Below are 25306 nucleotides of genomic sequence, written 5' to 3'. Positions count from 1 at the left end.
TAATTATATACTTTCACTTTTTATATCTATAAATTAATGTCATTCTGGCGCTGAATTATCAACGCCAGAAAGGCTATGCTCTAATGCTAAAATTCTTAGTGCTGGTTATATTAGCAAGTATATCTTCATTTTTTTCATATTCAATTGCTAGCTTTTGCATCTCTTCATTCCAGTGTGAAGCATCATTAACAATAAAAAGGCGATCCTTGCGTGATGATTGTATATTCGGCAAGCATGCACCAAAAATTATTTTCATATCTCTAAACTTGGATTGTGCAACAAGTAAATATTTACTGAGTTGAGAAAATAATATATTTAGAACAATATCATCAGAGACATCTTCTGGTATCTCAGGGTAAATTAACCATAAGTATAACAATCCCGGAAAATCATTGGATTCGACAATGTTAGCCCAAAAGAATCCAGGATCTTCTTGTGCGACTTCAATTAATGGTATTGAAATAAGTTGACGTCCAAGTCTTGATTCAGAGGCTAATAATCTGAAAGCCCTCTCGTGGTAATTAATTGATTCATCTTGACCAATGATTAAACTTTGGTTTTCATATTCGGTATGAATGTGATCTATCAAATTATCTATAGTATAGGAGTTTTGTCGAGTTTCTTGTCTTATTCTTTGATTTTCATCGCTATTATATTGTTCCCAAAGGCCTGGGCCGATATGATAAATGTCATCTGCTGTACGAAATAGTTCATATGGCATATGGAACGGAGCATTACCTGGCTGGCTAAGCATCCAGGCTGCCAATAGCTCTTCTTCGCCATATATTTTGATGTGATTATCTGAAGTTGTAAGTAAGTTTTCCCTGGCTTGAATGTAATCAATGAAATCTCTGGTTGTATCTAAACATGTAAATATTTTATCTAGACTGCTATCATTGAATATATGGACGAATTTTCTTGTGGGTATACCTATGGTCAATAAGGTGTCTTTTCCGGTACATGCTGTATCAATATTTAATCCATAGCGACCGTATTTTCTATAGCATGCGTCAGAGCAACCATTTGCGATAGCAATTAAATGAATGCATATTTCATCCGAATGTGGTAATTCCATTGAGAATGGCTCTGTTGCTTGAGCATCAGTATATAGATTGTCGGGATATGAGTTTATATGGTTATATGCACCATTTAGCTGTTTTATGCTGCTTTCGATAGCACTTTTATACCATCTATTCCATGCGATTTTTTCGTCAATTTCAATATTATAATTAATAAGTTTATCAGACATGATGATTACATCATTGCCAAAGACGACCATTACATCGCAAAATTCCTTTCCTTTTTTATAGAAAATATTACTGTGAGACCACATTGACAGAAATGTTTTCTTTGTGAAGTTAAGCAATCTCTCTTCTGATTCATTAACGGGCATATCTTTTAACCTCAGCTCTAAATATTATATAGTGTGAAGTTTTTATCTTCACTTAATTTTTTAGTAAATGATGATTTTTACGCTTTTCTTGTGTTTTTAATTTTCATAAAAGTATTGTACTTATTTTTATAATGCAAGAAGTTAAGTTTTCTTGTATTTTTCATTAGTGACGTCTGTATGATCACTTTATTACCCCTAAGTCAGTGAATACTTAAATCTAATGTACATATATAATAGAATCATTATTTTAATATTTTATAGTCATTTGCTTTTATAGCCTTTATTTTAAATCAAAGCAATACTATGGCTATTAATATTTCATTCATTGTTACCAAGCATGTCTAACTAAAAAACTCTGTGGAATAATACTGCTCTCTTGGCTAGCCAGTGATATTGTCGTTTTATCTATTGATTAGTGATGGATTGATAGGTATTGATGTGACTTCACTGGCATCAAAGCTTATTTTGCCTTTTATCTCTACATAAAGGGCACATAAAATTCTCTTTTATGTAGAGATAAAAAACTCCCTTATTTGTCACTCTTAGCCTAACCATCTGGTGTTAGAATTAATTCACACCTTTTCTTCAAGTTATTCGCGCGAAAAACTTGAATTGGGGAATTTAACAATTTCCTGTTTCAGCTCGGTGATTGAGTAAAGTTCATTAGGTGAAGTTGTCTTTTTTACAGTCTATAGGGTGTATTGGTTAAAACAGCTTATAGGCTGTAAAACGTTCTAGAAAATGGTGAATGCCTTATGAATACTGTTTATCCGTTGAAGACCATGAATCAGTTACGCCCTCTTCTGATTGGCTTTCGTAAAGTAAATGGACTGACCCAAAAGGATATTGCAGAGAGGCTTGGCGTAACACAGCAAACCTATGCTCGATTGGAGGCGAACCCAGGTAGCGCCAGTATTGAGCGGTTGTTCAAAGTGTTTACTGTGTTGGGCGTTGAAATAGAACTTTCTTCTCCATTGGCTTCATCAGCCATAAATTCATATAAGTTAACTGATAAATATAGAGATTCTCTAGCCAGACGAGAAAAGTGGTGATGATGTCTATGTGATAGTCTATGGTGAAAACCTTAGAACATGTCGATAAAATTCATTTTTTTAAATATGTTGCCGGAATATGCTTATGGCATCGACACGTTCTTGTTATGTGTCAATGAAATTTGCTTTTTTAAACATGTCTTCTGGATATGTTTACCGCATCGACACATTCCAGTTATATGTCGATAAAGTGTAATTTTTTAAACATATTGTCGAGATATGCTTAAGGTATCGACACGTTCTTGCTATGTGTCGATGAAATTTGCTTTTTTAAACATGTTGTATGGATGAGTTTACCGCGTCGACACGTTCCAGTGATATGTCGATAAAACGTGACTTTTTAAACATGATGACGTGACATGTCGATGACAACGACATATTATGGCTATATGTCGATTAAAACGGTTTTCATAAACATATGAACTGGAATGCAGAAACCCCTTACAACGATTTGCCGATACTGCCGCCTGACCTGGAGCGCATTGAAACACGCAGCGTACTTAAAGCATGCATAAGTGCGCGCGCAGCAATCGCTGAGTTGAAAACTGCTGGTGAGTTGATCCCTGACCAAGGGTTGCTGATAAACATCCTCCCGATGCTGGAAGCGAAGGACTCATCGCGCATAGAGAATATCTTAACTACCAGCGATCAACTCTTTCAGTATGCTGACCGCGCAGATGGCGCAGATCCTGCTACTAAAGAAGCGCTGCGCTATCGTACAGCGCTCTATGATGGCTATACCCATCTTGAGGACTATCCACTCTGTACAAACACAGCGGTAGCTATCTGCACCAAATTACGTGCAGTTCAAACTGATATCAGGAAAACTCCGGGCACGGTATTGCGTGATCAGAATAATAACGTGGTATATACGCCGCCGGTGGGGGAAGACGCCATTCGTGAGCTACTGGCGAATTGGGAGCGGTTTATACACGGTGATGATGATTTAGATCCATTGGTTAAAATGGCTATTGCGCACTATCAGTTTGAGTGCATTCACCCGTTCCCGGATGGGAACGGGAGAACGGGCCGTATCTTGAATATTCTGTATCTGATCCAGAGCGAATTGCTTTCGCTACCAATCCTGTATTTATCCCGCTTTATCTTGGAGAGACGCGATGATTACTACACGCTCCTTCGTAGGGTGACAGAAGAGGGTGACTGGGAATCGTGGATATTATTTATGCTGGAGGCTGTGGAGAGTACGTCCCGATGGACTACTGATAAGATATCGATTGTGCGGGCATTAATGGCTGAAACCACAGAGTATGTACGCGAGAAGCTACCGAAAATCTACACCCATGAACTTGTCCAGGCGCTTTTTGCACAACCATATTGTCGGATCGATAACCTTGTCGAACGTGGAGTGGCCAAGCGCCAGACGGCATCGACATACCTCAAGCAGTTGGTCGAAATTGGTGTGTTGGAGGAAATGAGCGTTGGCCGTGAAAAGCTGTATATCAATACCAGGTTGCTACAGGAGTTGAATCAGTAGTGAATGGGCCCAGAAAACAAAAGCGTGGAGAAAAAGTGATGCCACTGGCATCACTTTTTGCCCGAATCTCCGCAACCAACTTACTGATATCCCGTTTTTGGCGCGGCCTTGTCGGCATTTCCTGCTCTGAAAGCACTGGTGGCACAAACTTCGGCTCCGCCGCTTTGCCGCGCCGATACTGATTAAACTCACCGCCCTGCGCTTTGCGCACCGTTGCCATCAGATAGGCGAGCGGGTTTTGTATGCCGCCACGGGCAACGCGTTGAGCTGCGTCATCAAGCACGTCCTGGCGCAGCGGGGGCGGCAGGTTCTGCATGGCCTGCAAGACAAGCTGTTTTTCAGGATGAGTTAACGGAATTTCCGGCGGCCAGTTCGGCGGTGAGCTGTTCGCGCGCGCGGTAGTACTATTACAAATATCTGTAGATACAGTACGTACAGAAGCCCGGTCCTGATTTGAGACTAAGCCGCCAGGCCCCGGTTTCCGACTTAGTCCTGATTCGGTACCAGGTGAAATTTTGCCTGGTACCGTATTGAGACCGGACGTTTCTGGCTTAGTCTCCTCAGGAGACTGGCGTTGCTGCCAGCGGGCGCGTTCTTCCAGCAGTTCTATACGCGACGATAAATAACGCAGGCTGGTGTCCTGGCGAATGTCGTACAGAATACCTTGCGCAGTGGCGCGGATGGCCTTGTTTTCATGTCGCGAGCACTGCTCCAGCAAATGAAGATAGCTGGCATCGAAACGCACTGCATCCAGCACGCTCAGCGGTTCATCGTGTAGTGCATAGATATTCCCAAGGATGCGCCCGGATACCCGATCCCGTGCCTTATGGCACAGGCTGAGCCAGCGCGTCAGGCGCAACATCAGCAATGCCCGGCTGACGGTGCTGCGCGAGGCTTTTTCATCCTGCGGGCGGTTAGAGAGCTGCATCTGTAATTCGCTGTAAGAGGGGAACACCGCGCCGCCGTTGTCCTGCGCCTGCATCCGGATCACCTGCCAGGCGAATTTATTTCTAGGCGATAACAGCGGATCCTGCAACAGGCGACGCGGAACCGTGTCATGCTGGTTGCCCATAAACAGCAGGCTATCGGAAGCCGATGTCGGATCCTTCTGCATCCGTTGCTGGAGTTTGTCACCGGTCATAGCGATCAGCGCCTGGATATATGGTGTCATGATCTTCCCCTCGGTCACTCAGCTTTTTTCCCACTGTCGGATCAGATTCCAGACCACGGTCAGTGAGATCGAACGTTCCTGTGCCAGCAGCATCATGGCTTCCAGTGCTGGTATGGAGTCGATGTTATCCACTTTGATCTCCTGCCAGCGGTTCCAGAGCGCGGCTTCTTCCTCTTCGCCGGGTGCCTGGTTACGTCCCTGACGAACGTGGATCCCCATCAGCCGACGACGGGCGCTGATTTCAGCGGTCGAGATGCCGAAGTAGTGGATGATTAACGCTATTGAGCCGCCAAGCTGCACCGCCTGGCCGACCAGTTGCTGGAATTTCTGTTCCTGGCGCACCTGAACCAGCATCTTGCGTAGTACATCGTGATTGATGGTGATTTTCAGGAACTGCGCCGAGGTGTTGCCTTGGTGCATTAACTCCTCAAAGGTCAGGGCGTTCAGTTCGTTCAGCTCCTCACGGTCAAAGCCCAGCGCTTCGCAATAGCGCACATTGCCGTCCTTCAGGGCTTGTATCACCTGTGACAAAACGGCCTGATTAATCGTCGGCAGCATGTTGTGCCTCCTGCTGAAATTCTTTGATCCGGCGGACAATACGGATCAACCGGAATGCTTTAATAAGGAATTCATCGCTGAAGAAGAAGCCGTCTGCATCACGTTGAAAAAAGAGTCCAGGCGTCAGTGCAGAGGCCAAATCTTCCGTCAGCGGGATTTCGTTGAGTGCCGCCAGCAGCGCCCAGCAGGCGCGTGACTGTGGCCGGGTGAACATAGGATGATCTAATGCGAATGGCATCACCCGGAAACCAATGCCATTTTCGTTAGCATCCGAAATCACCCGGTCGTCGATGGCGTAATGCTCCGCCAAATCCCACGCCAGGCGATCGCTGGCCGATCGTAAGGACTCAGTGGTATCCCACAGTTGTGGGATGCGCCAGATATCCGTAACGGGTTCGGTCCCTTCACACAATAGCGATGTTGCTTCTTCTGGCTCAGGCTGAGGGGCTGGTGCGCCAATGTCCTCTTCCTCTGTTTCAGGTTTACGCCTGCGCGTTACCGGGCGTGGTTCGGGTTCTTCCAGCGGTATGTACGGTGGTGGTTCCGGCGTCGGGCCGAGCACGGCCTGGCGTTTTTGCTCAGAAGGATCGACGTCCAGCAACAACAGGTTGTAATCAACGTTCAGCTCCTGACTCATCAGCCCCAGCAGTTCATCCTGCACTCGCTCGATGGCGAAGTCTTCCGGCTGGTCGTTGAACAACGACAGCGCGGAAGAGAAGAGGTTATCAAAGGAACCGTCGTCTTCGGCGGCGTGACGCTGCCAGAGGTGTAATGATGCCGCCCGCAGTGACAGCAGTTTTTCCACCTGTGAGCGGCCCATTCCCGCGTACAACACTTCGGGGATGCAGGGTAGCAGGTATTCCAGCGCCTGTTCCATCCGGCTGATATGAGACTGATTAATGGGGTAGCCGTCGTTCTTCAGATGCTCTGCCAGCGCCCGCTGTGAAAGCTGGCACTTTTCCACCTGCTGGTACAGTTCCCGCGCCCCAGCGCCCGCTCGATGAAGCTGAGTTTGCCGTGCATATCGTTTTCCGCCAGATGACCGTTCAGGCAGCGTAGTTCGCCCAGCATGGGTTGATCGGACGTACCGGCCCACGGTTTGTATAGACACTGAATGCGCCAGAACCGTTCGTCATGCGTTTCGCGCCACAGTTCGTTGAGGATCGACAGGCGGGTATTGCCGCCGTTGGCGATGATGCACCACTCCTGATCGGGACGACGGGTGATCGGCGGCGGTGTGTCCAGTCCACGACGACGGATCGATTCCTTGATGTCGTCATAGCTGGGGTTACGCATCAGTCGCGGATTGAGATCGTAAGGGCGAAGCTGCTCCAGCGTGACGATCATCGAGGTTTCCGTCAGCGGATCGGCAAATCGTTCATCAGGTGATCTTCCCCGATCAAAATTGCCCTGTAGCAGGCGGGACTGGAGTTCCGTCGAAGTCAGCTTGTTGTTCATGACCCGACTCCTTGCTGGTTGAGCGATTCGAAGCGGGTTTGATCGCTGATAAATCGGGTGCGCACCGTGCCAATCGGGCCGTTGCGCTGTTTGCTGACAATGACTTCGGCGATACCACGATCCAGCGTGTTGGGATCATACAGCTCGTCGCGGTAGAGGAATAAGATCACGTCGGCATCCTGCTCGATAGAGCCGGAATCGCGCAGATCGGCATTACAGGGGCGCTTGTTAAGGCGTGACTCCAGCGCCCGGTTAAGCTGCGACAGCGCCAGCACCGGGCAATTTAATTCCTTCGCCAGCGCTTTTAGCGAGCGGGAGATCGTCGAGATCTCCAGATTGCGGTTCTCCGCGCCGCCGCTGCGCATCAGTTGCAGGTAATCAACCACGATCAGGGAGGGAAGCCCGTACTGGCGCAGCGATCGTCTGGCCCGACTGCGTAGCAGGGATGGGGTGAGGATCCCGGAGTCGTCGAGCAGCAGACGATCTTTCCACTCGTTCATCAGGATATTGGCGCTGAGGCCAATCTGCTGCCAGTCGTCATCACTGAGATCACCGCTGCGTAGCCGGATCTGCGAGACATGGCCAATCAGAGAAACCAGCCGCAGCAGTAGCTGCTCTGCCGACATTTCCATGCTGTAGATTTGTACTGGCTGGGTGGGGAGGAGCATTAGCGCGTTGACGCACAGCGTCAGGGCGAAAGCGGTTTTACCTACGGAAGGGCGTGCGGCGGCGATAATCAGGTCGGCAGGCTGGAAGCCGCAGGTCAGGGCGTCGAGCTGTTCCAGCCCGGATGGCGTGCCGCTGAGGCTACCGCGTTCTGCCTCATAGCGCTGAGCGATGCCAGCCAGCACGTTGTCAAAGTAGGCGCTGATGTCGGTCAGGCCGCCATCCTGATGCGACTGCGCAATGGCAAACAGCTTTTGTTCGGCAAAATTCAGCACATCGGCCACATTGCTGCGCGGCTGGCCTGCCATATCGCTCAGTTCATTGCCTAATAACAGTAGCTGGCGCAGTTCACCGTAGCTGGCAATGTATTGCGCGTAGGGAATGATATTGGCGGCGCTGGGTGTGTTTTTGGAAAGCTCCGCCAGATAAGCAAAACCGCCCACCTGTTCGAGTTGCTCCTGCTGTTCCAGCGATTCGCTCAGGGTGATCAGGTCGATAGGGTTTCCTTGTTCGACCAGGGTTTGCATATGGCTATAGATAGTGCGGTGCGTGGATATAAAGAAGTCCTGCGCGGAAATCTGCGTGGCTACGTCATCCCAGCGATCGTTATCCAGCATCAGTCCGCCGAGCACGGATTGTTCCGCTTCGACAGAGTGGGGCGGTTGTGACCGTTTGCGCTTACTCATCCCTATTACCCTCCTGACAGGCCACAAAGGCTTCCCACAGTCGGGCCTGTTGATACGGCGGTAGCAGTAAAAGCGGTAAATCGCTGGAGTAGAGCGGCTTATTATTGGACCAGCCGATTTCAAACAGCGCCCAGTCTCTGGGTGCGGTCAGCGAGTCAGAGTTATCACGCAGTTCGTTCTCATCCTCCAGGTTGTAGCAGTCCACCTTTTCCGGCGGGATATGCCAGAGCAGCGACATTAATACCTGCAGTGTTTCCCGCGCTTCTTCACGATCGGCGGCTTCAAAGAACACGATCACTTCATCGTCTTTCTCAAAGGGATGCTGGGCGTAATAAGAGCAAAATGCCCGCCAGATTTTCCGTTTCATGCGATACCCTCTATCCGCTGATGGGGCAGGGCGAGAAACTGCGGGAACAGTTCTTTCGCCAGCATCTGCATGGTTTCGGCGGCGCAGGGGGTTGCCCGTCCTCTGGCGCGAGAAGTATCGAGACGATGTACCGGTAGTCCCAGCGATGCCGCCCGGCGATAGGCCACGCTGGCATAAACCGGCGTCATCAGGATCTCGGTGGGCACCAGTAGCTCCTGTTCTTTCTGCTTATGCTGGAGAACCTGAAGCAGGTTATGGTGAATTTCGCGAGCATCGTTAGTGTGGTCGAGCTTGTTGATCACCGCCTTCAGTGGCGGCAGCGGGATACCATAGCGGGTGAAGGGCTGGAGATCCCGGTACATTTGCAGCGTGCCGCGCAGGAACTCGCGTGCCGAGAGCATTTCCGGTAGAACAGGGGAGATTATGAGATCGCTGGCTAACAGCACCATTTCCAGCGCGATGGTGCGTGCGCCAATGGTATCGATCAGGATGACGTCACAGCCAATTATCTGGCGTACCAGATGGCGCAGACGGATCACTCCGTCGGGTGCAGCCTGAAGCAGGCTCATCAGTTCGCCGCGTGGATCGTTGGAGATGATGATATCCAGTCGGGGAATGGTTGTGTGTGAAATGATGATGGCTGGATCCAGCTCATTCTGCGCGATAAGCTCGTAGATCCCGCCGGGGGCTTCATTACTGAGAGGGTAATAGCTGCTGAGCGTCGGCTGGCGGATATCGGCGTCAATCATCAGGACTTTCAGCCCCTGATCGGCCAGGTAGCCGCCGAGGTTCGCCGTATCGGTGGTTTTCGCCACGCCACCTTTGGTGGAGAGAATGGCGGCAATTAATGTAGGTAAATCAGGTGCATCTGCGTTTCTCATAACCAGTGCCTTTTTCGTTTTCTGAAAAGGACTTCACTGTAAAAACGCTGATTTATTAGTAGGTTAAGTTACCCGATCGCTTTGATTCAAAATCAACCGTAGAAATACGTGCCGTTTCGAGTCCGGCCTTCGCACCATCGGAACATCAATAGACGTCAACTGACGTCTTTTTTTGTGCCTGAAATCCCCGCCACGCAAGGCTTTTCGCGATTTTCCTTTCAACAGAAGTCAATCTGAGTCAACCCACATCAAGTCGCATGTGAGTATAGAACTGAGTATATATGCTGGTTCGATAATGGTTATATACTCACAGCGGCACATGGAAGGAGAACTTTTATGGCTCTGACAGATATCAAAGTACGTTCTGCAAAATCGCAGGAAAAGGAATACACCCTTGTCGATGGGGATGGCATGTTTTTGCTTATTCACCCTAACGGCTCAAAATTAGTGCCGCTTTCTCGTCAGGCATTGGCAATCCTTAAACAATTTCACAATCTTAGTGGTGAGCGTGACTTTGTTTTCGTTAGCGATCATAACCCTCGTAAACCGATGAGTGAAAACACGGTCAACAAGGCGCTGCGTGTTATGAGTTATGACACAAAGGTCGATGTTTGTGGGCATGGCTTCAGGACGATGGCGTGTAGCTCGTTGATTGAATCAGGGTTGTGGTCTAGGGATGCGGTAGAGCGTCAAATGAGCCATATGGAGCGTAATTCTATGCGCGCGGCTTATATCCATAAGGCGGAACATTTGGATGAGAGACGATTGATGTTGCAATGGTGGGCGGATTATCTTGATATTAATCGGGTGAAGGGGATTAGTCCGTTTGATTTTGCTAAATTAAATGCGAGTTGATTAAAAAGAGTTTCTATAAGGCATACGTTGGGTATGCCTTATTTTTTTTTGCTAATTTGGTATTTATAGACTCATAAATTAGCTCGGGCAATGCTATCAATCGCTTGAGCAATCTGTGAAGGCTAATGGACTGACCCCGCCCCGGTAGACGATCCTGCCCTATAGTTGGACTGACCCCGCCCCGGTAGACGATCCTGCCCTATAGTTTGAGCATAGGAGGAGCGTATGGGCACACCACGATTTACACCTGAATTTAAGGAAGAAGCCGTCCGTCAGATAACGGAACGCGGTTATTCCGTCGCCGAAGTATCTGACCGTCTGGGCGTCTCTGCACACAGCCTCTACAAGTGGCTACGGGCTATCAAACCTGATAACAGCGAGCAGCATGCCCGGGATTTACTGGAAGCGAAAAGCGAGATCCTGAAACTCCGGGCGCAGCTAAAACGCACCGAAGAAGAACGGGATATCCTGAAAAAGGCCGCGCGGTACTTTGCAAGGGAGCCCGACTGAAGTACCGCTTTATCAATGAGCACCGCACTGTATGGGGTGTGATGACGATGTGTCGGGTACTGAATGTCGCCCGGGCCGGGTTCTATGCGTGGCTGCATAACCCTGTCTCGGCGCGTGATAAAGATAACCAGCGCCTGCTGATACTTATCCGCGACTCATATTCCCTGAGCGGAGGCGTATACGGTTACCGGCGGGTTCATGGCGATCTGAACGAAATCGGGGAAACCTGCGGTAAAAACCGGGTGGGTCGGATCATGCAACTGAACCGGATTAAAGCCGTGCGCGGCTATAAAGCGCCACGTCGTATCGCTGGCAGGCCTTCAATCGTTGCTCCTAATCGCGTGCAGCGGCAGTTCACCGTTGTCCGGGCCAACCAGGTCTGGGTCACCGATATTACTTATATCCGCACCTGGCAGGGCTGGCTGTATCTGGCGGTGGTTATCGATCTCTTTGCCCGTAATGTGGTCGGCTGGTCGATGAAACCCACTCTCTCGCGCGAACTGGCGCTCGACGCGCTGATGATGGCGGTCTGGCGCCGAAAACCGGACGGCGAGGTCATCGTACATAGCGATCAAGGTAGTCAGTACGGCAGTGACGACTGGCAGCGCTTTTGCCGGGCCAATCACCTGGCACCGAGCATGAGCCGGCGTGGCAACTGCTGGGATAATGCGGTGGCCGAATCGTTCTTCAGTTCACTGAAAAAAGAACGCATCAGGAAGAGAATATACAAAACCCGGGCTCTGGCCCGGGCGGATATCTTCGATTACATTGAAGTGTTCTACAACCGGGCCCGGCGCCACAGCCACCTCGGCGGCGTCAGTCCGGAGGCCTTTGAACAGGCCTCGTCGTGAGGACAGAATTTGTCTACAGGCGTGGGGTCAGTCCAGTCAGTCCAGTCATGAACACATCGCTGTCCCGAATCACCTTGAGCAACAGTCCGCAGTGACAGAACCTAACCAGGTGTGGTGCGGCGATGTGACGTATATCTGGACAGGCAAGCGTTGAGCTTACCTCGCTGTTGTTCTCGATCTGTTCGCAAGGAAACCGGTGGGCTGGGCAATGTCATTCTCGCCGGATAGCAAGCTGACCATCAAAGCGCTGGAAATGGCGTGGGAAGCTCGCGGTAAACCAGCCGGAGTGATGTTCCACAGTGACCAGGGTACCCGATGATAGCCGTACTTTTTGAAGCAGACACGCAGTCCCACGCCCGGGAACGCTATCTTCAGCTTGCTGCTGAGCTGAAGCCACTGTTATCAGACATTCCGGGGTTTATCTCGATTGAACGATTCCTGAGCCTGAGTATCCCCGGGAAAATACTCTCCCTGTCATGGTGGGAAGACGAGGGCGCGGTACTCAGGTGGAAACGCAACGCGCAGCACCATACGGCGCAACAGGAAGGTAAGCAGTCAATCTTTTCATTCTACAGAATACGAATTGCCAGCGTCCTGCGGGATTATGCGTCTGATGAGGAAACACACCAGCATGTATAATATCCATGTACGACTGAACAAAATATCCCGGGGGCGCTTGCGTCTCTCGGCAGAGTACTGGGAAGGAATGGCGTCGGCCTTGAAGGGGGAGGCGTATTCCCCATGCCGGACGCAGGCCACGCGCATTTTCTGGTGGAAGACGGCGAAAAAGCTCACTTGGTTCTGCTTGAAACAGGCTTCGATGTCCAGAGCGTGCGTCGTCCCTTAATCAGGAAATTACGCCAGGAGCAGCCGGGAGAGCTGGGTTAGATCGCGGATGCTATTGCCCAAAGCGGCGTGAATATGGACACTTTTGAGAGCAGGTTGAGAAGGCGCGAAAGAGATAACTGCGGTAGTTTAAATTCAGAATCACAATGGGCTTAAGCCCGTTGCTTTTTCAGGCTTTAAAAATCTGCTTGCGGTGCCAGCCAACGTACTGTTCGGCAGGCCACAGCGATTTGTCATGAGGGAGGTACAACTGCTGGCCATTTCTGTTCCAGAACAGATTATCCACCACCGGGCTACGGCTGACGCCGCCGGAAATACGAATGGTCAGGTTTTTATCCAGTCCGAATGCGCCCATATCGAAAGCATCGTGATGTAGCGAACATAACGCCAGGCCATTATTTACCACGCAGGGTCCACCGTAGGTTTTCCAGTGAATATGGGCCGCTTCAATGCCGATCAGCGCGCCATCCATCCGCAGATCGTAACCGCAAAAAGCACAACGGGAGTGGTAGGCGCGAAGTACGATCCCTCTGAAGCGCGGATCGCGGTTCCTGGAGCGATCGATAAAATCGAAGCCCAGTTGGTTGGCGAGGATCCGCTGAACACTTTCCGGGAAGCGATCGGCCAGGATCTTCTGGGCCAGTTGGTCGATCATCTCAGGATGTGCCAGCAATTGTTGATAAGCCGCTTCATCGAAGCCGCCCGCCACCTGGTTATCAATTAACTCTTTCTTTGTCGGCTGAGTGTTGCCTCTGCGGGGCTTACAGCCTTCCGCATTGGTGATTTCCCAGAAGCCGTCAGTTCTGAGCCGCCAGAAAGGCATATTGGGATAATCGGTACGCCGTTTAGGGCCAAACTCTTTCAGCAGGCGGGTAAGTGGTTCGTGGATCTCCAGGCCATAGTTAAACAGGCGCGGGTGGCCTGCTTTGTACTGTGACAGTACGTACAACAGCAGCAATGGTTTATGCGGCGCGCATACGTCGCCCTGACGCCAGACAGAGATGTTAGAGATAGCGGATTGCAGCATTTCAGGAGCGATCATAAGGATGAACCGGATAACAGGCTGATGTAATTGCGATCATGCTCGCAAAACATCAATGACTCAAGTCCAGTTCATCACAACATCCGGGTGAGAGACTCAGGGAATACACGTTTTACTGACAATCATTTCATTCTCAATAAATTAAAAAAAGCCAGCCCGGCCTTCACCATTAACACAACCCTCATCATGCAGATTAAAGCGCAGAACTTAGCAATATCATTATGATAAGCCGCCTCTCTTTTTGATAACCGAGCGCGGCCTGATTATATCCAGCTGTTTAATTTCAGAATCTTTTTTTGAAGAAACTCACATATCCACACACCAAACTCCCCTTTCAGTATAGATGGCATAACCATTGCTGTATCTGCTTATCACCCTTGATTAGTGGAGATAGAACGTTATGGATACATTGCTGGTTGGCAATGAAGTGCCGCGCGTCGATGGGCTCGCGAAGGTAACAGGTAAGGCGGTTTACGGCGACGATATCAAAATGAAGGATATGCTGTATGGTGTCTGTCGCTATGTGGATATTGCTGCCGGACATATCGATGCGCTCGATTTAACTGAAGCGGAAAAGGTTCCCGGCGTGGTGTGCATCGCTACCTGGGATGACATCCCCGGACAGCGTAAATTAGGGGCGATTATTCCCGATCACCCCCCCATCATCGACAAAGAAATCGCCTATCGCGGCGACGTGATCGCCGTTGTTGCCGCAGAATCCTACGAAGCGGCCTGTGTTGCGGTCGAAAAAATAAAAGTCACCTACACTCCCTGGGAACCGATTACCAGCCCCGAAGAGGCGATGAAGCCGGGCGCAAGGCTGATTCACAGCGAACTCGACAGTAATATTATTAATCGCCACCATACGGTGAAAGGGGATATTGATGCCGGGTTCGCCGCCTCAACCCACATCTTCGAACGTGAATACGAGGTGGGTTTTCAGGAGCATGGCTATATAGAGCCGGAGTCAATTATTGCGTATCTGGATGATAATGAGCAGATCATGACCATTGCCGGTTCCATTCAGAACGCGCACCGCACCCGCGCCGTGGTCGCCAAATACCTCAATATTCCGCAGGCCAAAGTGAACGTGAAGCGCTCGGTGCTGGGCGGCTCCTTTGGCGGCAAAGATGACATTATTGATAACGTCTCCTGCCGCGCGGCATTGCTGGTTCACCTCACTGGCCGCCCGGTAAAAATCTCCTACAACCGCGAACAGTCCATGCGCGAGAGCTATAAGCGCCACCCTTATAAGATGAAATATCGCATCGGGCTGGATGACGATGCGCGTATTCAGGCGATTAAAATCGAGATTATCGCCGATGGCGGCAGCTACTCCGGGCAGACCATGTTTGTCACCTGGCGCAGCTCGGTGCAGGCGGCGGGGCCGTATAACATCCCTAACGTCCGTGTCGATCTGGTGGGGGTTTATACCAATAACAACTACACCTCCGCCTATCGTGGCTATGGCGCGCCGCAGGTGATTTTCGCTAACGAATCCCTGATGGATGAGGTGGCCGAACAGATGGGGCTTTCGCCCGTTGAGCTACGTCTGCGAAATGTCCTTAAGCAGGGCGATACCAGCATGGCCGGACAGGTCTTCGATGGACATACCGTGTCTGCCCGGGAGGTGCTGGAAAAATCGCTGATCAAAGCGGAATACGAGGCCAGACGGGCGCATTACCAGCAGCTTAACGCCAAAGGCGGCCCCATTCGCTACGGCATCGGCTTTGCGTTAAGCCATCGCGGCTGTTCGCTCGGGGCCGAAGGGCTGGATGCCTCCTCAGCATTAATACAGGTTAATGCGGATGGCAGTATTAATATCTCAACCTCGGTTTCCGAAAACGGACAGGGACTGCAAACCACCATGTCACTGCTGGCGGCGGAAGCGTTCGGCGTCGGGCTTGATCGCGTGATGTTCACCGAACCGGCTACCGCGATGATCGCCGACGGCGGCTCCACGGTGGCGTCGCGCGGGACGCTGATGGGCGGACAGGCGATTCTGAACGCGGCAAATAAAATCAAAAAACGGATGGCCGAAGCCGTCAAAGAGACGCTGCAGGCGGAGGGGCCAGACGATCTGGCCTGGCAGGAGGGCAAGGTGTTCAACCGCCATCGCCCGGAGCTGGGCCTGAGTTTTCAGCAGGTGGTCGACATGACCAAAGCCACCGGGGCAAATTTATCCTCTTACGGCTGGCACGTTGCGCCGGATATTCACTGGGATGAAGAGAAAGGCTGCGGCAACCCCTATTTCACCTGGGTTTACGGTTGCCAGCTTGCGGACGTCGCCGTGGATATGCGTACCGGTAAAGTGACGGTCAACAACGTGGTGGCAACCCACGACGTAGGGAAAGTGATCAACCCGGTCGGTTTTTCCGGACAGGTCTACGGCGGGGTGCTACAGGGGATGATCGGCTACGGCATGCTGGAGGATTTCAACACCGAATCCGGAGTGGTGAAGTCAGAGAACTTCGATACCTACCTGCTGCCAACCATAAAGGATATGCCGCACATTGATATTATCGCGGTGGAAAATTACGACAAAGCCGGGCCAATGGGCGCGAAGGTCATTGGCGAACCGGTGCTTGAGCTGGGCGCTGCGGCTCTTAACAACGCGGTGAGTTTTGCCATTGGTCGCCGCAACCGCACGCTGCCGCTGACGCTGGAACAGGTACGTCTGGGCTATAACCTTAAAAAACCTGAGCGGCAAAGCGAGCAGATGCTGGATGCAGGGGAGAAAAAACAGGTTCATCGCCTGAACACGCTGTCGCTCAGCATGCCTCAAACCCTGGAACAGGCTTTAACCCTGCTGGCGGAGAAGGGCGCAATGCCGATTGCCGGGGGAACGGATGTACTGGTGCAGGCGAGAATGCAGTCTGGCGAGGTGCCGCTGGTCAATATTGCCGCCTTAGCGGAGTTAAAAGAGATTACGGATAATAACGGCGGCGTCTCCATTGGCGCGGGCGTCTGCTTCACAGACCTGGTAAGACATCCGCTTATTTCGCAGCGTTATCCGCTGCTGGTGACGGCCTGTAAAACCATCGGTTCCCTGCAGCTGCGCAATCGCGCCACGATTGGCGGCAATATCGTTAACGCCGCGCCCTGCGCGGACTCCATGCCGCCGCTGATTATTTACGATGCCGAAATTGAACTGCGCAGCCTGCGCGGTACGCGGCGGATGCTGGTCAGCGAATTTGTTACCGGCGGATACCGCACCTGTCTTGAGCCGGATGAGCTGGTGACGAAATTTATTCTTCCCGCGCCAGTGAAACAGCCGCTGAGCAATCACTACCTGCAGCTTGGAAGGCGCAATGCGCTCAACATTACCCGCCAGAGCCTAACCGGCCAGTTCCATGTTGATAAAGACAACGTGATTCGTCTGTGCCGGCTGGTGGATGGGGCGCTGATGAGCAAACCGCAGCGGCTGCTGGAGGTTGAGCAGGCGTTAACGGGGAAAGTGCTTAATGCCGAAACCGTTAACCAGGCCGCTCAGGTGCTTAACGGGCTGGTTGAAAAAGCCATTGGCGGACGCTGGTCCGCGCCTTACAAAATCCCCGTTTTTCTCGATATGTTCCGGCAGATGTTGCAGGACGTGATGACTGAACAGAGCAAATAAGGAGCCATTACCATGAATCATATTGAGCTTAAAGTGAATGGCATCCGCGTGAGCCATGACGTAGAGGATAATCTTCGGCTGATTGATTTTCTCCGTGAGACGCTGCGCCTGACCGGCACCAAAGAGGGATGTTCCGTAGGGGAGTGCGGCGCCTGTACCGTCATCATGGATGGAAAATCGGTCTGTTCCTGTCTGCTGCTGGCGGCGCAGTGTAACGGCGCGGAGGTGACGACGGTCGAAGCGCTGCACCACGATCCGGTGGGTAAGAAACTGCAGAATGCGTTTGTACGCCACGGCGGGGTGCAGTGCGGGTTCTGTACCCCGGGGGTGTTGATGAGCGCCAAAGCGCTGCTGGATGCTAACCCATCTCCTGACGATGACGAGCTGAAGGAGGCGCTGGAGGGCAATCTATGCCGCTGCACCGGATATCAACCGATCATTACATCCATTAAAGCGGTTCTGAAGGGCTGAATGCGGTTAAACGCTACCTTTGCGAGAAGGTAGCGTTGATACGCCATACGGTGTCTCGCGATGGAAAAGATAATAATGAAAGAGTGCGTCATGCTGGCGGCCGGGCTTTCCAGCCGCATGGGAAAATGGAAAATGATGCTGCCCTGGAATGAGGGCACCATTCTGGACAGCGCGCTGGACAGCGCCCTGGCGTTTTGCGACCGGGTCGTGCTGGTAACGGGATTTCGCGGCGATGAGCTGGCGGCGTATTACGCCGATCATCCGGCAATTGAGGTGGTGTTTAACCCGGACTATCCGTCGGGGATGTTCTCATCCATTCGCTGCGGCGTTAGCCATGTTCGGGCGCCATATTTTTTTCTGGCGTTGGGCGATATGCCGGAAGTGACGCCCGCCGTCTATCGCGCGCTGTGGGCCTGCAAAGCGCAGGACAGCTGTTGCATTCCGGTGTACGGGCGGGGGAAAGGGCACCCGGTGCTGTTTGCGGAGCGGGCCATTGCGCTTATTCGCGACGCGGCGGATGACGTTACGCTCAGAGAGATAACGGGTCAGATGCCCATACTGAGGGTGCCGGTTAGCGAGCAGGGCGTTCACTGGGATGTGGACACGCCGTTACAGTATCAGCAGATTGCCGGGCGGCGTCTGACGGCCAAAGTGTAAAAAATCGCCCCGACGGGGCGATTTATTTATCCAGCAGCGATGTCCCGCAGGCTGGCTTTCAGCTTGTTGTACTCGTCAATCACGTACTGTTCGGCAGCCTGCTGGTCGGCAATGCGCTCAACGTTAACCGCGCAGTATTTATACTCCGGCGTTTTGGTGATGGGGCTGAGGTTCTCCGTCACCAGTTCGTTGCAGGCGCCTATCCACCACTGGTAAGTCATATAGATCGCCCCGACGTTTGGCCGGTCGTTGACCTTCGCCCGGGTGATAACGCGACCTTTGCGGGAATTTATCCATACCAGCTCTTCATCCCTGATGCCCAGACGCTCGGCATCCGCGGTGTTAATCTGCGCATAGCCCGGCTCGTCTGCCAGCTTCGCCAGCGCCGCGCAGTTGCCGGTCATCGAACGGCAGGAGTAGTGGCCAACTTCACGCACCGTGGAGAGCACCATCGGAAAGTCATCGCTGAGCTTATCGAGAGGCGCCTGCCATTCGCAGGTAAAGAAATGCGCCAGGCCGTCAGGCGTCGAAAAACGCTCTTCGAACAGATAAGAGGTGCCCTGATCCGCCTCCGATTCGTCCCAACACGGCCACTGCACGTAGCCCAGCTCGCCCATTTTCTCATAGGTGGCGCCCAAAAAGCCCGGACAGAGATGACGCAGCTCATCCCAGATTTGCCGGGTGTTGTCATAGTGCATCGGGTAGCCCATCCGGCTGGAAACTTCACAAATGATTTGCCAGTCCGTTTTCAAATCCCACTGCGGCTCCACCGCTTTAAAAAATCGCTGGAAGCCACGATCCGCCGCCGTATAAACCCCTTCGTGCTCCCCCCATGACGTTGAGGGCAGAATGACGTCCGCCACGGCGGCGGTTTTGGTCATGAAAATATCCTGCACAATGAGCAACTCCAGATCCGACAACGCCTGACGCACTGCGGACAGTTCGGCGTCGGTCTGAAGCGGATCTTCGCCCATTATCCAGGCGGCGCGCACTTCGCCTTTTGCCACCCGGTGCGGCAACTCGCTTATCCGGTAGCCGGTGTGTGCCGGAAGGCTTTCCACGCCCCAGGCTTTGGCAAATTTCTCCCGGTTTTCAGGAACGCTGACGTACTGGTAGCCGGGGTAAGTATCCGGCAGCGCGCCCATATCGCAGGCTCCCTGCACGTTATTCTGGCCGCGTACCGGGTTAACCCCGACGTGCGCTTTACCGAGGTTGCCGGTGAGGATCGCCAGGCTGGTCAGCGCGCGGACGGTCTCGACACCCTGCCAGAACTGCGTGACCCCCATTCCCCACAGGATGGTGGCGGTGCGGGCGGTGGCGTACATTCTGGCGCACTCGCGAATCTGCCGGGCGCTGACGCCGGTTATCTCTTCAACCGATTCCGGCGTATAACGCTCAACGATATTACGCCAGGTTTCGAAGCCCTCAGAACGGTTGGCCACAAAGGATTTATCATAAAGATCCTCTTTGACAATCACGTGCCCGATAGCATTAAGCAGGGCGATGTTAGAGCCGTTTTTGAGCGCAATATGCATATCGGCAATGCGCGCGGTTTCGATTTTACGCGGGTCGCAGACGATAATTTTGCCGCCGTTACGTTTGGCGTTAAGAATATGATTCGCCACGATAGGGTGCGAATCCGCCGGGTTATAGCCAAAAATAAATACCAGATCGGTATGATCGATCTCAGTGATGGCATTGCTCATCGCGCCGTTACCGACCGACTGGTGCAGACCTGCAACCGAAGGGCCGTGTCAGACGCGTGCGCAGCAATCCACGTTATTGGTGCCAATTACCGCCCGCGCAAACTTTTGCATGATGTAGTTGGTTTCATTCCCCGTTCCGCGGGAAGAGCCCGTGGTCTGGATGGCGTCCGGGCCATATTTCGCTTTGATGGCGCTGAGGCGCGTTGCGACGTAGTCCAGCGCGGTTTCCCAGGAGACGGACTCCAGCCTGCCGCCGCGCGCGTGGCGGATCATCGGCGTTTTCAGGCGTGGGGTGAGGATCTGGTTATCATTGAGGAAATCCCAGCCGTAGTAGCCTTTCAGGCACAGCGTGCCCTGGTTGTTTTTGCCCATCGCCGCGTCGGCGCGGATAATTTTGCCGTCCTCAATTGTAAGCTGCATTTTGCAGCCTGAGGCACAGTAGGGGCAGACCGTTGTCACCGTTTTCATAATGATATTCCTGTTTTAAAACAGCAGGGCAAAACTAAAACGACTGTTTAAACCCAGCGTTATCGCCTGCTGTACTGCGGGTATCGCCAGCAGCAGTAAAACAAACAGCGCGAGAGACAGGCGAATGAACATAATCAGCTCTCCTGGGTTTCCTCATGCAGTTGGTCTTTCTGGACTTTCCGCAGCAGCAGCCACATTCTGACGGTTCTGACGGCCATGTTTCGCGCGGCTGAGCTGGGCGGAGCTGGGTCAGGCACCGGCGCGTCGTGGTTGATGCGAAAAGGCGCGCTACCGTTGAGCGTGAGGTTGGCGACTATCGCCGTCAGCGTGCCGATGGTGATACCGCTATGCAGGAAGAGCTGGAGCATGGCGTTAAATTGCGTAAACAGGTTCGGCACCAACACCGGCATCATGCCGAGACCGAGGGTTAAAGCCACCACCATGCCGTTATTATTATTTCGATAATTCACTTGTCCCAGGGTGCGGATGCCGGAAACGGCAACCATTCCGAACATCACGATGCCCGCGCCGCCGAGGATGGGTTTCGGGATCAGCACAACCAGCGCCGCCATTTTGGCAAACAGACCCATCGTCATCAGAATGATCCCGGATACCGAAACCACAAAGCGGCTACGCACGCCGGTAAGGCCAATCAGCCCCACGTTTTGCGCAAAGGCGGCGTAGGGAAAAAGGTTAAAGAAGCCGCAGAACAGGGTGGCAAGGCCACAGACGTTAAGGCCATTGCGCAGCATTTTCGCATCGACCTTCTTACCGACGATGTCGCCGGTAGCTAACATCGACGACATGGTTTCAACCATCACTACCACCATCACCATCGACAGTAAGGCTACCGGGATAATATGGAACTCCGGCTTAGCGAATGGCATCAGCGTGGGTAAATGCAGCCACTGGGTTGCGTTAACGAGATGAAAATCGAGCGGCTGGAAAAAACTCCACAGAACCGTACCGATAATAAGCCCGATCAGTACTGAGGTGTTTTTAAGCACTCCGGAGGCGAAGGTGTAAATATTGAGGATGATAACGAGGGTAATTGCCGCCATCAGCAGCGCGAAGGGGGCGCCGAAATTGTCCATCTCGCTGGAGCCGCCGCCGATCCAGCCGCCCGCGACCGGCATTATCGACATGCCGATTAGGGTCACGATGCTGCCCATGACGACCTTCGGGAAAAAACGGATCAATTTACTGATCCACGGCGCGCAGCAGAGTATAAAAATACCTGACACGATAACGGCGCCTGAAATCCCGCCGATGCCATACTCCCGGCCGATAAGCACCATCGGGATGAGCGCCGCGAAGGTACAGCCCTGAATCAGCGGTAATCTACAGCCCAGCCACTGGGTACACCCGAGGGATTGCAACATGGTGGCGGCCCCGCAAATAACCAGGTCGGCGCTGATCAGTAAAATAATATGTTCAGGGGGTAAACCTACCGCGTTGCCCACAACCAGCGGTACGGCGACGGCACCGGCATACATGACGAGCACATGTTGCAGGCCGTAGAGAAACATTTGTGTGATGGGTAATACCTCATCAACGGGGGCGGTGAATGCGGAATTTCGTGAGGCCGGTTCGGCATTATCTTTCATGAAATTATATCTCCTGTACGACTTCACTTCGATCGGTGTGAAGTTACGATTCGAAGGCCGTAGCCTCCCTAAGACAATAGCGTCATCTGAATGCAGCGCGTACGGTTGGGTTATGCGTAAGCTGTGCCAAAAATAATCACATCAGCAATTAAGTCGCATATTTGTGAAATAAATCACGCGATCGCGTCTCGGGAGTAAAAATAAATATGATGGGCCGGTAGTGATAAGTTCCGGTAATCATTCTGATATACCGTCGTCTCTCATTTTGGTATCGATGTGCAGAAAGAAAATTATCATTCTGATTGGCATGACTCAGCGTAAATGCGTGTGGAAACCTCCCCGGTTATTTTAATGAAAGCGGGAGCTGATTGGTGCGGCAGTTATTTTTGAGATGGTTCACAAAAATAACGCCCCTGTACTTCAAATGATAAAACGCGCCTGATTATTGCATCGCTTCCCGGCGTGAGCCTGAAAATAATAAAGGGAAGCAAATGAATAAATTTATCGTGGCTGATGCCGCAAACTGCATTGGTTGCCATGCGTGTGAAGTGGCCTGCGTGACCTCTCATCATCAGGACAGCTGGCCGCAGCAACGCAGCGACTTTCTCCCGCGCATTCACGTTTTCTTCCACCGCAATACCAGCAGCGCAACCACCTGCCGCCACTGTAACGATGCCCCCTGCGTCGCCTCGTGTCCGACGCAGGCGCTGATTTTTGCCAACAACAGCGTCCAGCTCACGGAGGCGCTATGCATTGGCTGTAAGAACTGCGTTATCGCCTGTCCGTTCGGCGCGATTGAGATGGTGGCAAACGATGATGAGGCGCCGCTGCTGGCGCAAAAATGCGACCTCTGTAACCAGCACCCCTCCGGACAGCAGGCATGTGTGGCGAGTTGCCCCACCCGGGCGCTGCGCCTGATGGATGAAGCCGGCATCAATCAACTGCGCCGGGAGCGCCAGATTCGCTCCGCCGTTGGTCAGCCTGTTGATACCGTCCGTGGCGAACGGCGGCGGGACATTCTCGATAAACCGCCGCGCGTCGGGGCAAAGAAAATCGCGAGCGAAGAGCGAAAACAGCATTTTGCCGAGATTTATTCGCCGTTAGCCGGGTGCGACGCCACCTACGAAAGCGGGCGCTGCCTCTACTGCGCGCAGAAAGCATGGTGTAACTGGACCTGCCCGCTGCACAACGCGATCCCGGATTTTATCCGTCTGGTGAATGAGGACAAAATCATCGAAGCGGCGGAACTGTGCCACCAGAGCAGCTCTCTGCCGGAAATTTGTGGGCGGGTATGCCCTCAGGATCGGCTCTGCGAAGGGGCCTGTACGCTGAAAAACGAGGGCGGTTCGGTCACAATCGGCAACCTGGAGCGCTACATCACCGATACTGCGCTGAAGATGGGCTGGCTACCCTCCATCGGCGACGTCACTCCGCGCAAGGAGCGGGTGGCGGTGATCGGCGCCGGCCCCGCCGGACTGGGCTGTGCCGATATTCTCGCCCGCGCGGGAGTGCAGGTTGATGTGTTTGACCGCCATCCGGAGATTGGCGGCCTGCTTACCTTTGGTATCCCTCCCTTCAAGCTTGATAAAAACGTGCTCAAGGTCAGACGTGAAATCTTCAGCAATATGGGGATTCATTTCCATCTGAACCAGGAAGTTGGCCGGGATGTGGACTTCAGCGAGCTGGTGGAGAACTACGACGCCATGTTCCTCGGCGTCGGCACCTATGGCCTGATGAAGGCGGGACTGGAGGGGGAAGATGCGCCCGGGGTGATCCAGGCGCTGCCGTTTCTGATTGCCAGTACCCGTGACGTCATGGGCCTGGAGGAGAGTGCGGAGTACCCGCTTACGGCTATCAAAGGCAAAAACGTCGTGGTGCTGGGCGGCGGCGATACGGCGATGGACTGTCTGCGTACCGCCATTCGCCGCGGGGCTGCCAGCGTCACCTGCGCCTATCGCCGCGATGAACTGAGCATGCCCGGCTCGAAAAAAGAGGTGATCAATGCCCGTGAAGAGGGGGTGAATTTTGAGTTTAACGTCCAGCCGCAGTCCATCCTGCGCAACCGGAAAGGGCAGGTGACCGGCGTCGGGATGATTCGCACAAAAATGGGGGAACCGGGGCCGGATGGCCGACGCCGCCCGCAGCCCATCGCCGGCTCGGAGTTTGAGCTGCCCGCCGATGTGCTCATCATGGCGTTTGGTTTTCAGCCCCATGACACGCCCTGGCTGCGTGGCCTCGGTATTAAACGGGACCGCTGGGGCAATATTGCTACCGGCGGTAAAGGGCGCGCAACCACCCAGACCAGCCACGACAAAATTTTCGCCGGAGGGGATGTGGTGACGGGCGCTGACCTTGTGGTGACGGCGATGGCGGCAGGACGCCGGGCCGCCAGCGAGATGCTTACGCTGTTCAGAGAGAAGGAGGGAATATGACCAGCCTTATCGTCGCCAGCCCGCAGGCCTGTATTGGCTGTCGGACCTGCGAAATTGCCTGCGCGCTGGAGCATGTCTCGCCTGGCGCGGAGTTCCATCCTCGTCTGAAAGTGATGCGTCCTGATAACCTGAGCGTGCCGGTGATGTGCCATCAGTGTGAAAATGCGCCCTGCGTGAAAGCCTGCCCGGTGGGGGCGCTCACGATGGGGCCTGAGCGGGTAGAGGCCGATGCAGGCCGTTGTATCGCTTGCCAGAGCTGCGTGGTGGCTTGCCCCTTTGGCGCCATTACCATCGAAACTCCCGTCGGGCTGACGCCGACGATCGTGAAGTGCGATCTCTGCGGCGATCGCGAGCGCGGACCGGCCTGCGTAGATGTCTGTCCGACGGCGGCGCTCAGTAAAATGACCGAACGCCAGCTTGAGGCGTTGCAAAAACAGCGCAAACTTGCCACTGCCGCGCTGCTGAATTTGTAAGCCTGCAAGTAGCCAATAAAAAGCCCGGCCATTGCGCCGGGCTCA

At 52.8% G+C, this 25306-nt stretch carries 18 protein-coding genes and 4 pseudogenes; 12 read left to right on the top strand and 10 right to left on the bottom strand.

Going from position 1 to position 25306, the window contains the following annotated elements; translation table 11 throughout:
* Positions 1-73: 73 nt before the first annotated feature.
* Positions 74-1393, bottom strand: a complete 1320-nt coding sequence (locus tag K7R23_RS09660; protein ID WP_012907438.1) for a hypothetical protein — start codon at positions 1391-1393, stop codon at positions 74-76.
* A 755-nt stretch (positions 1394-2148) separates the two neighbouring features.
* Between K7R23_RS09660 and K7R23_RS09655 the strand changes: the two genes are divergently transcribed.
* Together K7R23_RS09655 and fic are read left to right on the top strand one after the other, a co-directional pair.
* Positions 2149-2445, top strand: a complete 297-nt coding sequence (locus K7R23_RS09655) for a helix-turn-helix transcriptional regulator (RefSeq protein ID WP_012907439.1) — start codon at positions 2149-2151, stop codon at positions 2443-2445.
* A 418-nt stretch (positions 2446-2863) separates the two neighbouring features.
* Positions 2864-3940 carry a protein adenylyltransferase Fic gene (fic, locus tag K7R23_RS09650; protein WP_012907441.1) on the top strand — a complete coding sequence of 359 codons (1077 nt, stop codon included), beginning with the start codon at positions 2864-2866 and terminating at the stop codon, positions 3938-3940.
* Here the strand turns inward: fic and K7R23_RS09645 are convergent.
* The 6 genes and pseudogenes from K7R23_RS09645 to K7R23_RS09620 form a co-directional block, all read right to left on the bottom strand.
* Entirely contained in the window at positions 3906-5111 is a 1206-nt protein-coding gene (locus K7R23_RS09645; protein WP_012907442.1) for an STY4528 family pathogenicity island replication protein, read from the bottom strand. The genes fic and K7R23_RS09645 overlap by 35 nt on opposite strands.
* A gap of 18 nt (positions 5112-5129) precedes the next feature.
* Entirely contained in the window at positions 5130-5669 is a 540-nt protein-coding gene (locus tag K7R23_RS09640) for a DUF2857 domain-containing protein (protein ID WP_012907443.1), read from the bottom strand.
* Positions 5653-7127, bottom strand: a pseudogene (locus K7R23_RS09635) (ParB family protein). Before K7R23_RS09635 ends, K7R23_RS09640 begins: the two are co-directional and overlap by 17 nt.
* The gene (gene dnaB / locus K7R23_RS09630) at positions 7124-8479 is read right to left on the bottom strand and encodes a replicative DNA helicase (RefSeq protein WP_012907444.1); all 1356 of its coding nucleotides are present in this window, start codon (positions 8477-8479) and stop codon (positions 7124-7126) included. The pseudogene K7R23_RS09635 and the gene dnaB overlap by 4 nt, the downstream one beginning before the upstream one ends.
* The gene (locus K7R23_RS09625; protein ID WP_012907445.1) at positions 8472-8846 is read right to left on the bottom strand and encodes a hypothetical protein; all 375 of its coding nucleotides are present in this window, start codon (positions 8844-8846) and stop codon (positions 8472-8474) included. The genes dnaB and K7R23_RS09625 overlap by 8 nt, the downstream gene beginning before the upstream one ends.
* Entirely contained in the window at positions 8843-9727 is an 885-nt protein-coding gene (locus K7R23_RS09620) for a ParA family protein (protein WP_012907446.1), read from the bottom strand. Before K7R23_RS09620 ends, K7R23_RS09625 begins: the two co-directional genes overlap by 4 nt.
* 444 nt (positions 9728-10171) lie before the next feature.
* Here K7R23_RS09620 and K7R23_RS09615 point away from each other — a divergent pair.
* The 5 genes and pseudogenes from K7R23_RS09615 to K7R23_RS09595 form a co-directional block, all read left to right on the top strand.
* A pseudogene (locus tag K7R23_RS09615) lies at positions 10172-10582 on the top strand (tyrosine-type recombinase/integrase); the annotation flags it as partial.
* Positions 10583-10807: 225 nt separating this feature from the next.
* Positions 10808-11943, top strand: a protein-coding gene (locus tag K7R23_RS09610) for an IS3 family transposase (protein WP_217968131.1) whose coding sequence is annotated in 2 segments (ribosomal slippage) — positions 10808-11054 and positions 11054-11943 — 1137 coding nt in all. Because the reading frame shifts where the segments join, the coding sequence is not laid out codon by codon here.
* Between the two features lie 49 nt (positions 11944-11992).
* Positions 11993-12256, top strand: a pseudogene (locus tag K7R23_RS09605) (DDE-type integrase/transposase/recombinase); the annotation flags it as partial.
* Positions 12257-12258: 2 nt separating this feature from the next.
* The gene (locus tag K7R23_RS09600) at positions 12259-12582 is read left to right on the top strand and encodes an antibiotic biosynthesis monooxygenase family protein (protein ID WP_012907448.1); all 324 of its coding nucleotides are present in this window, start codon (positions 12259-12261) and stop codon (positions 12580-12582) included.
* A pseudogene (locus K7R23_RS09595) lies at positions 12575-12945 on the top strand (amino acid-binding protein). The gene K7R23_RS09600 and the pseudogene K7R23_RS09595 overlap by 8 nt, the downstream one beginning before the upstream one ends.
* Positions 12946-12958: 13 nt before the next feature.
* Here the strand turns inward: K7R23_RS09595 and K7R23_RS09590 are convergent.
* The gene (locus K7R23_RS09590) at positions 12959-13831 is read right to left on the bottom strand and encodes a phosphorothioated DNA-binding restriction endonuclease (protein WP_012907450.1); all 873 of its coding nucleotides are present in this window, start codon (positions 13829-13831) and stop codon (positions 12959-12961) included.
* 400 nt (positions 13832-14231) lie between these two features.
* Here K7R23_RS09590 and K7R23_RS09585 point away from each other — a divergent pair, with 400 nt between their 5' ends.
* From K7R23_RS09585 to K7R23_RS09575, 3 genes are read left to right on the top strand one after another with little or no spacing between them, the layout of a single operon-like run.
* Positions 14232-17447 carry a molybdopterin cofactor-binding domain-containing protein gene (locus tag K7R23_RS09585; protein ID WP_012907451.1) on the top strand — a complete coding sequence of 1072 codons (3216 nt, stop codon included), beginning with the start codon at positions 14232-14234 and terminating at the stop codon, positions 17445-17447.
* Positions 17448-17459: 12 nt separating this feature from the next.
* Complete coding sequence (locus K7R23_RS09580) at positions 17460-17918, top strand: (2Fe-2S)-binding protein (protein WP_012907452.1); 459 nt, start codon at positions 17460-17462, stop codon at positions 17916-17918.
* A gap of 60 nt (positions 17919-17978) precedes the next feature.
* The gene (locus tag K7R23_RS09575) at positions 17979-18575 is read left to right on the top strand and encodes a CTP--molybdopterin cytidylyltransferase (protein ID WP_042623306.1); all 597 of its coding nucleotides are present in this window, start codon (positions 17979-17981) and stop codon (positions 18573-18575) included.
* A 26-nt stretch (positions 18576-18601) separates the two neighbouring features.
* On the opposite strand, the gene fdhF is transcribed toward K7R23_RS09575, so the two are convergent.
* Positions 18602-20749 (bottom strand): formate dehydrogenase subunit alpha, encoded by a 2148-nt coding sequence (gene fdhF / locus K7R23_RS09570; RefSeq protein WP_081442324.1) that lies wholly within the window; start codon positions 20747-20749, stop codon positions 18602-18604.
* Positions 20750-20883: 134 nt separating this feature from the next.
* Positions 20884-22356, bottom strand: a complete 1473-nt coding sequence (locus K7R23_RS09565; RefSeq protein ID WP_012907455.1) for a nucleobase:cation symporter-2 family protein — start codon at positions 22354-22356, stop codon at positions 20884-20886.
* Between the two features lie 491 nt (positions 22357-22847).
* Here K7R23_RS09565 and ygfT point away from each other — a divergent pair, with 491 nt between their 5' ends.
* Positions 22848-24788, top strand: a complete 1941-nt coding sequence (ygfT, locus tag K7R23_RS09560; protein ID WP_012907456.1) for a formate-dependent uric acid utilization protein YgfT — start codon at positions 22848-22850, stop codon at positions 24786-24788.
* On the top strand, positions 24785-25261 hold the full coding sequence (locus tag K7R23_RS09555; protein WP_012907457.1) for a 4Fe-4S dicluster domain-containing protein: 477 nt from the start codon (positions 24785-24787) through the stop codon (positions 25259-25261). The genes ygfT and K7R23_RS09555 overlap by 4 nt, the downstream gene beginning before the upstream one ends.
* The last annotated feature ends 45 nt before the right edge of the window (positions 25262-25306 follow it).

The sequence above is a fragment of the Citrobacter rodentium NBRC 105723 = DSM 16636 genome (assembly GCF_021278985.1).
GTDB classification, from domain to species: domain Bacteria; phylum Pseudomonadota; class Gammaproteobacteria; order Enterobacterales; family Enterobacteriaceae; genus Citrobacter_A; species Citrobacter_A rodentium.
The sequence above is the reverse complement of the archived record's forward strand: the minus strand, read 5'-3'. Positions and strand labels throughout refer to the sequence as shown.

Coding starts and splice junctions, on each gene's coding strand:
- K7R23_RS09620 (WP_012907446.1), bottom strand. CDS start 9,727: ATGAGAAACGCAGATGCACCTGATTTACCTACATTAATTGCCGCCATT.
- K7R23_RS09640 (WP_012907443.1), bottom strand. CDS start 5,669: ATGCTGCCGACGATTAATCAGGCCGTTTTGTCACAGGTGATACAAGCC.
- K7R23_RS09590 (WP_012907450.1), bottom strand. CDS start 13,831: ATGATCGCTCCTGAAATGCTGCAATCCGCTATCTCTAACATCTCTGTC.
- K7R23_RS09575 (WP_042623306.1), top strand. CDS start 17,979: ATGGAAAAGATAATAATGAAAGAGTGCGTCATGCTGGCGGCCGGGCTT.
- K7R23_RS09655 (WP_012907439.1), top strand. CDS start 2,149: ATGAATACTGTTTATCCGTTGAAGACCATGAATCAGTTACGCCCTCTT.
- fic (WP_012907441.1), top strand. CDS start 2,864: ATGAACTGGAATGCAGAAACCCCTTACAACGATTTGCCGATACTGCCG.
- K7R23_RS09585 (WP_012907451.1), top strand. CDS start 14,232: ATGGATACATTGCTGGTTGGCAATGAAGTGCCGCGCGTCGATGGGCTC.
- K7R23_RS09565 (WP_012907455.1), bottom strand. CDS start 22,356: ATGAAAGATAATGCCGAACCGGCCTCACGAAATTCCGCATTCACCGCC.
- K7R23_RS09660 (WP_012907438.1), bottom strand. CDS start 1,393: ATGCCCGTTAATGAATCAGAAGAGAGATTGCTTAACTTCACAAAGAAA.
- dnaB (WP_012907444.1), bottom strand. CDS start 8,479: ATGAGTAAGCGCAAACGGTCACAACCGCCCCACTCTGTCGAAGCGGAA.
- K7R23_RS09625 (WP_012907445.1), bottom strand. CDS start 8,846: ATGAAACGGAAAATCTGGCGGGCATTTTGCTCTTATTACGCCCAGCAT.
- K7R23_RS09600 (WP_012907448.1), top strand. CDS start 12,259: ATGATAGCCGTACTTTTTGAAGCAGACACGCAGTCCCACGCCCGGGAA.
- K7R23_RS09645 (WP_012907442.1), bottom strand. CDS start 5,111: ATGACACCATATATCCAGGCGCTGATCGCTATGACCGGTGACAAACTC.
- K7R23_RS09555 (WP_012907457.1), top strand. CDS start 24,785: ATGACCAGCCTTATCGTCGCCAGCCCGCAGGCCTGTATTGGCTGTCGG.
- ygfT (WP_012907456.1), top strand. CDS start 22,848: ATGAATAAATTTATCGTGGCTGATGCCGCAAACTGCATTGGTTGCCAT.
- K7R23_RS09580 (WP_012907452.1), top strand. CDS start 17,460: ATGAATCATATTGAGCTTAAAGTGAATGGCATCCGCGTGAGCCATGAC.